The following is a 7191-nucleotide window of genomic DNA, read 5'->3' on the forward strand; positions in this document are numbered from 1 at the left end:
AATCCTTTTTTGAACTTAAAAAGACAGGAGGAATCGAAAACCCAAAACCACCACGTTTTAAACAAAAGAATTTCAATGTAAAGTATCTCAATAATGGCTTTCGAATAGAAGGAAACAGAATAAGGCTATCTATTCCGGCAAAACAAAAAGCTTTTCTTCGTGAAAAGCGTGGGATTCAAGTAAAGTTTGTTTATATCCCTATACCCAATCACATTGAAATAGGTAAAGTGAAAACTGTTGAAGTGAAGCCATTGGCTAAAGGAGAATACAAAATTATTCTGGCACAAGAATATAAAGAAGCACCGACTAAAAAGAATAGCACAAAATTCATGTCGATTGATATTGGTATTGCAAATGCTTTAACCTGTTATGATTATCAAGGCCAATCTCATATCATATCAGGGCGACAATGGCTGTCTGTTGAACGATATTTTCATAAGAAAATAGCCTACTACCAAGCTATTTCTGCCGCTCAACAATCAGCTAAGGGAATCAAGTATCCGAAAAAGCCAAAAAGAGTCTTACAGTTATATAAGAAAAAGAAAGCTCAAACATTTCATATTTTGCATTGTATAACAAAGAAAGTGATTGATCTAGCAATCCAACAAGACGTTGAAACCATTGTGATTGGTGACATTACAGGAATTCGTGAAAAGAACAGCCTTGGTAAGACTACAAATCAAAAGTTTCATGCCTTACCTTTTCGCAAAATGATACAGATGATCACTTATAAAGCAGAAGAAAAGGGTATTCATGTAGAGTTACTCACCGAAGAATATACTTCCCAAACTTGTTCCAATTGCAAACCTATGCCCTCTAAAGAACATGCAGAGAAATCTAATCGTAAATATCGGGGGCTTTACCAATGCAAAGAATGTCATGTGGTCATAAATGCGGATGTAAATGGAGCCATTAACATCAGCAAAAAGTATCTGAAAGAACTACATGTTCAATCAGTAGTGGTGTTGGACACGCCAACAGTGTACACGTTCAACGGACAGCAGTTCGTAGCGTAGAACCGGAAGCTCGCCATTTCAATGGCGATGTAGTTCACAAGGCTCAAGTGAGAGAAATCAAAGTACTAGATTAACTGAATAATCACTTTTCAACTATTATAAATTAAAATTTCTTTAAATGTAAAAGGGGATTAATCAAAAAGATTTGTTAAAAATAAAGGAGCTTTTTGAAATGAGATATATTGCACTACTTCGGGGAATAAATGTTGGTGGAAAAAATAAAATTTCTATGAATGATTTAAAAACCTGTTTCGTGAAAGCTGGGTTTAAAAATACTATGACTTATATTAATAGCGGTAATGTGATCTTTGATAGCGAAGAAGAAAACACCTTAAAGCTTGCTAAAAAATGTGAGGAAATCATAGAGAAGGAATTTGGGTTTCCTATTAGTCTGGCACTGATAGATGTTAATACTTTAAAGGAAGCATTAGAGCATGCACCAACATGGTGGGGAACTGACCCGAACTCAAAACATAATACGATATTTGTAATACAACCAACCACTTCTAAAGAGGTTATTGAAGATGTAGGTGAACTAAGGCCCGAATACGAACAAGTTTATGCTTTTAAAGATATTATATTTTGGTCAGCCCCACTCAAGACTTTCTCCCGCACACGCTGGTCAAAGGTTGTCGGGAAAAAATCGTATCAAAATATTACCATCCGAAATGCCAATACAACAAAGAAGCTGTTGGAATTGGGTTTATCTTAAGAATGAATGCTCTGCTGGAGAAGAAATAGTTAGTAAGGCCAGAGGTTTTTTCCATTAATAATGCTTGGAGTTAGCGAACAGGCAAAAAATATATAATTAAGTATTGAATTTTCCGCCATTAGTATCGGATTTCATAACGATACTTTTCCCTCTATCCCATGGTGTCCCAAAACGGGGAAGGATCCAGCGGTCTAATCCGTACCACCCCGCCACTTTCCACGCCAACACTAACCATGTTGCAAGAATAAATAATAATGGATTTGTACTCAATGTTCCTGCAAAGAGGAAGCTTACATTCATTAAGGAGCCAAAAAAGGCGGCAATACCTGTCAATAGACCGACGATTAATCCTAAACCAACTAAAACTTCACCATAGGCAACTAAGTAAGAGAATGCAGTTGCGTTCGGTAAAACGAAATTCTCTAAGAAAGAAGCGTACCATCCGGTTACATTTCCTTCCGCCGCTTTTCCTAATGCCCCATGTACAAAACCTGCTACAGATGCACCTGCATTTTCACCTGTCCAATTTGGGTCGGTTACTTTATGCCAACCTGCACTAATCCAAGCATAGCCTAGATATAATCGGATGATTAGCCAAATGACAGCAGACCGTGTATTGTTGAATAAAAATGAAGATACTGGATTTTCAGGAATAAGGATAGTTTGGTTTTTCATTTTTTTAAATCCTCCTTTTGTAAGGTGTTTCTAATTTTCTATACTTCCAAAGAAAACAATACATATTATGGTAAATATTAAAAAGAGTGTCATTTTTGGGATTTTTCTTTTATATACAGATAAACACCACTACATCTTTATGTCTGCCATCACCATCCAAACCACGTCGAGTGCGTGGCGTTGATAGAGTTGAAATAGCTTGGTGGCACAGGTTTAGAGCTTTTTAGGTGAAAATATAAATGTGATTTATGTTCCCTCGAACGAATGGTTCTGGGGATTTTTTGACCCCTGGGTCAGGCTTTGTTTTTTTACCAAGGCTAGGATTTGGTCGCCCAGGGTTTGGTAAAGGTAGACTATTTGTATTTGGATTTCTTTTTTTACTGGATTAGCAGCGGGAGCATTATTAACTCCAAGACCACCATATCCTTACCCTTACCCTTACCCATATCCACCGTATCAAAAAATGGTCAGGAAATATTTAGATAGCTCCTACATTCTGGAACACTAATCATTTACGTTAATATCCTAATATGGGAGGTGTTTCATATGAGAGACTCGATCAAGCGAATAGCTCAACAGTTTATCGTTTCCCACTATCCTGAATCAGATATAGTCTGGATAGGTGGAAGTGCTGTTTTTGGAAATTTAACAAAAGAATCTGATATTGACATAATTATAATTGATGAAACAGAAACACCAAGACTTGAATGTTATCACTTTCTTGGATGGAAAATAGAAGCATTTATTTATACGGCTTTATCTCTAGAGTTTGAATTTCAAACAGCTAGATATAGAGGGATGCCCACCATCATTAAAATGTGTGCCGAAGGTCTACTTATAGAAGATAAACAAGGGGGTGGAAGGGAATTCCAAAGGAGGGCAAAAGTACTTTATGAACAGGGTCCACAACTTTGGGATGAGGACAAAATAAATGAAGCAAGGTATCAAATTACAGATCTATTGTCAGACTTTAGGAGTTCAGAAGACTTTGAAGAAAGTTTTTTTATTTTAAATAAGTTAATTGATACGTTAACTGAACTGATTTTAAGGGCAGATGGCAATTGGGTTGGTGTAGGAAAGTGGGTTGCTAGAAACTTTAAATCATATGATAAAGATATGTATGATAAACTAGTTGAATATACAAAAACGTACATGAATACAAATGATAAAACTGAACTAATTTCATTCATTCAATCTACACTTGATAATTATGGTGGAGAATTGTTTGTTGGTTATAAAGGATTCTTTTTGTAGATAAAAAATTACTTATGTACGAAGCAATAGTAATGTTAATGCTCTTTTTAAATATTGGGAATATTTACTTTACCTAAATTTATTAACAAGGCAGCTTGATTTATTTTAGTATATATAATCTTTCACTAGCGTTGCATTAATCGAATCATATAATTCAAAATACTAACAATATTCAATAATTAGTTATCCAAACAACAAAAAATCCTTTACAATGGAAGTACAGGTGGTTCCTGTCCAAATCCAATAGTAAAGGATAACCAATATGGACAAGAATACACTAATTTCATCATTTGGTAAATGGGTTTCATCCCTTAATATTCAAAAACTTACTGAACAAGTTAATGAACATAAACAAGATTACTATACAAAGAAGCTAACAACTGAGGCCTATATAAAACTTATGCTCGTTGCGCAACTTCACGAATTCGAAAGCTTAGAAGAAATAAGTGACGCACTCTTAGATGAAGATCTTCAAAAAGTACTTGGATTTGAATCAATAAGCACTTCACAGTTATCGTAGACGATAAGGAAGCCATGTATGTTTTTGACCACGGATATGTAGACTATGAACGGTTTGATCGGATGACTGATGATGGTTATTTCTTCGTTTCAAGACTGAAGAAAAATGCAGTTATTCGTGAAGTATATTCTTTTTCACTTCCCGATGATTGTCTCGTTTTATCCGATAAAATGGTTTACCAAGCAGCACGTTGAAATTAAGCACTTTTATGGTATGAGTGAGACTGCTATTCAAAATCAAATTTTCCTAGCACTCATGGCATACTGCTTAAATGTCCTTATTCAGCTAGAGGTGAATAGTAAAAAATCACTTCTTCGAATCGCGCGTTGGTTAAAAAGGGCTCTCTGGAAACCATCCTATGTTTGGGTAAGAAAGTTTGATGGACGTTCAAGCCCATAAATTTGCCTATATTGTTGTCGCAATGGTCAATTTGTATTTTATTTGATTTAATATATATTTTTACTAAATAGACAGTGCCACCTTTCTTTAGGTTTTGACTTTTTGGCTCAAAACCGGAGAAGGTTGTTTGCTGAAAATTCCAATAATATTTATGCAATACTAGTGATCGACATTATTAAAATTATTTGTATTTCAAATAACTATAGTTACTTAATGCAGCTAGAGAGAGTTTACATTTGAAAAGAGGTGAATTTTATTTTGACTGAGAAGTATTTTAAAATAATCAGATTACTTGTTTATGGTTTAATTCTAAGCGGGATAATAGGTGTTATTTCTTCTGTTTTTTTAATTTTAGTTAATGGCTTGTCGGATTTTTTATGGACTGACATATCTAATAAATTAAAAGTACCTTCTATTTATACATTTTTTTTAAGTGTTTTTGGTGGTATTTTAGTAGGTGTTAGCAGGTATAAGTGGGGGAATTTACCGAAAGTAGCTAATGATGCTATTGTAGAATTAAAAACAACACAAAGAATTGACTATTCATATGTATATTTCAATTTTTTAATTGCTTTTTTAATTTTAACCTTTGGTGCAAGTGTAGGTCCTGCAGCAGCCATATTAAATTCTGTTATTGCGTTATCGATATGGCAGGGAGATAAAATGCGTTACTTTTATTTTTCCTACAACGAATGGAAAAAGGAATCTTGGTTAATTAGACTAAAAAAATTAGCGTTACCTCATAACTACCTTATTCCTTATAATCCTAATCGGGCTCCTAAAGAGAAAAAAATGATTTTATTTAAGAATTTATTATATATGCTATTTATCGTTAATGGTATAGTGACCTTTATGTTTTTAATTAAAATATCAGAACAACCCCCTTTTGTGACAAAGTTAGGGGAAACTAGTTGGGGGTTGAATGAATTGCTTCTTTTCATTCCTTTGGTTTTGTTTGGTATTTTGTTTAGTAGACTTTATGAACTAATGGAAAAAGCAATGGATAAATTCTTTTCTAAAATCAATGATAAAATAATTTTAAGTGCTGTTATCGGTGGCATTGGTATTGGTTTGATGTCTTTAATTGCTCCTAATCTACTTTTTTCCGGCCAACTTTCTATGCTAGCTTTACCAAGTTTAGTACCGACACTTTCGATTGCTACTTTAATTTTGGGTTCTGTTTTAAAACTGATTTTTATGGAGTTTTGTTTAAAGTCAGGCTGGGTTGGTGGAAATGTTTTACCCGTTATATTTGCTTCTATTTTACAAGGCTACGCTATCGCAACTTTTTTTCCACAATTGGATATGCTTTTTATCGTAGCTGTTATAGGTAGTAGTGCTTCGATCGCTATTTTAAAGATGCCGTTAATTGTAGGACTGGCTCTAATGCTATTTTTCCCGAAAGAGTTAGCCCCAGTTATATTAATCACTGTGGTTTTATTTGTTTGGTTAAGTAAAATGAGTAAAAAACTTCCACAAAAAATAACTGCTTAATTTTAGTTGGAGATGCTGGTTCGAAATTAGTCTGGATTATAACGAAAAGTTGAACAACTGGGTGACGTAAAACCTACCTTGGTAGTGGAAACTTTGCTAATTCTTTCTTGATCTTGCGCGTACCATAGTTATTACGGCTTGCTTTAAAATGACGTTCTCCATTTGTAAACGTTGGTTTTCTTTGCGAAGACGTATGAGTTCATTTTCTTGTTCTGTTCGATTATCTTTCGCATCGAAAGAACCCGTTTCACGATGGTTTTTAATCCAGTGATCTAAAGCCAAAGGAGTAATATCATATTCTCTGACAATATCCGCACGCAATTTGCCGTTCTCATAAAGCTTGACTAATTGAAGTTTAAAATCGGATGTAAAAGTTTAACGTTGACGTGTCATAACAGCACGTTCCTTAAAGCGATTCATTTGCCTTTGTGATTCTAAAACCACAAAAAAATCTAATTTTTCCTGTTTTGCTTTGATCAAAGTTAATAGCTAATCCCTTTACTATCAAGGGGTTGGCTATTTTTAGTGTACCCGCCGACATGGGCTGGCTATATCTTGGTGGTAAAAATCGACTTGCATAATCCACTTTCATTTTTAATTAATAAAATATTGATTAAATAAAAAATATGTCACAAAACAGCTCTTTGAACTGTTATAAGGGTACAGTCGACTGATAAATAATAGGGAGGTGAGTCTATGGAGGAAATAGACATTGGGAAAAGGTTTGTTAATGGCGTAGAAGATGAATTGGAAAAGATAATCAATCTCTATGGTGAAAAACTCCTTCGCTATGCAACAGCAATTCTATGTGATTACCATGAAGCAGAAAATATTGTACAAGAAGTCTTTCTATCAGTCTATCAAAACCGAGCGGCATTTGATGGCGTTAACCTGTCTGCATGGTTATATAAAATTACATATAATCGCTGTTTAAATCAACTAAAAAAGCGTAAGATCCTATATTTTCATGAAATTCATAGTGAAGTAGTTTTACCCGAGAAAGAGAAAGGTTTGAGTGATGAGACGCTTCGTGCGTTACAGAAGCTTAAACCTAAGGAACGTGCCTTGTTATATGGGAGGATTATGAATGGGCAGAGTTACGAGGAACTATCTCAGCTTAC

6 protein-coding genes and 2 pseudogenes are annotated in these 7191 nt (G+C 34.5%); 6 read left to right on the plus strand and 2 right to left on the minus strand.

Translation table 11 applies throughout. The annotated features are described in order from the left end of the window. Both tnpB and GX497_14945 read left to right on the plus strand, forming a co-directional pair. On the plus strand, positions 1–1016 hold a 1016-nt coding region (gene tnpB, locus GX497_14940; GenBank protein ID HHY74488.1), incomplete at its 5' end, for an IS200/IS605 family element transposase accessory protein TnpB. A 172-nt stretch (positions 1017–1188) separates the two neighbouring features. Further along, positions 1189–1728 carry a DUF1697 domain-containing protein gene (locus GX497_14945; protein HHY74489.1) on the plus strand — a complete coding sequence of 180 codons (540 nt, stop codon included), beginning with the start codon at positions 1189–1191 and terminating at the stop codon, positions 1726–1728. Between the two features lie 96 nt (positions 1729–1824). On the opposite strand, the gene GX497_14950 is transcribed toward GX497_14945, so the two are convergent. Continuing rightward, positions 1825–2403 (minus strand): DoxX family protein, encoded by a 579-nt coding sequence (locus GX497_14950; GenBank protein HHY74490.1) that lies wholly within the window; start codon positions 2401–2403, stop codon positions 1825–1827. A 546-nt stretch (positions 2404–2949) separates the two neighbouring features. Between GX497_14950 and GX497_14955 the strand changes: the two genes are divergently transcribed. The 3 genes and pseudogenes from GX497_14955 to GX497_14965 all read left to right on the plus strand — a co-directional run bounded on the left by GX497_14955 (position 2950) and on the right by GX497_14965 (position 6070). Continuing rightward, positions 2950–3657: a nucleotidyltransferase domain-containing protein gene (locus GX497_14955; protein HHY74491.1), complete on the plus strand. Its 708-nt coding sequence runs from the start codon at positions 2950–2952 to the stop codon at positions 3655–3657. 262 nt (positions 3658–3919) lie between these two features. Further along, a pseudogene (locus GX497_14960) lies at positions 3920–4576 on the plus strand (DUF4372 domain-containing protein). Between the two features lie 258 nt (positions 4577–4834). Beyond that, positions 4835–6070, plus strand: a complete 1236-nt coding sequence (locus GX497_14965; GenBank protein HHY74492.1) for a chloride channel protein — start codon at positions 4835–4837, stop codon at positions 6068–6070. Positions 6071–6166: 96 nt separating this feature from the next. Here GX497_14965 and GX497_14970 read toward each other — a convergent pair. After that, positions 6167–6442: pseudogene (locus tag GX497_14970) on the minus strand (transposase). 324 nt (positions 6443–6766) lie between these two features. Between GX497_14970 and GX497_14975 the strand changes: the two are divergent. Further along, positions 6767–7191 (plus strand): RNA polymerase sigma factor (locus GX497_14975; protein HHY74493.1); only part of this gene is annotated, 425 nt, incomplete at its 3' end.

Source organism: Bacillus sp. (in: firmicutes) (genome assembly GCA_012842745.1).
Lineage (GTDB): Bacteria > Bacillota > Bacilli > Bacillales > Bacillaceae_J > Schinkia.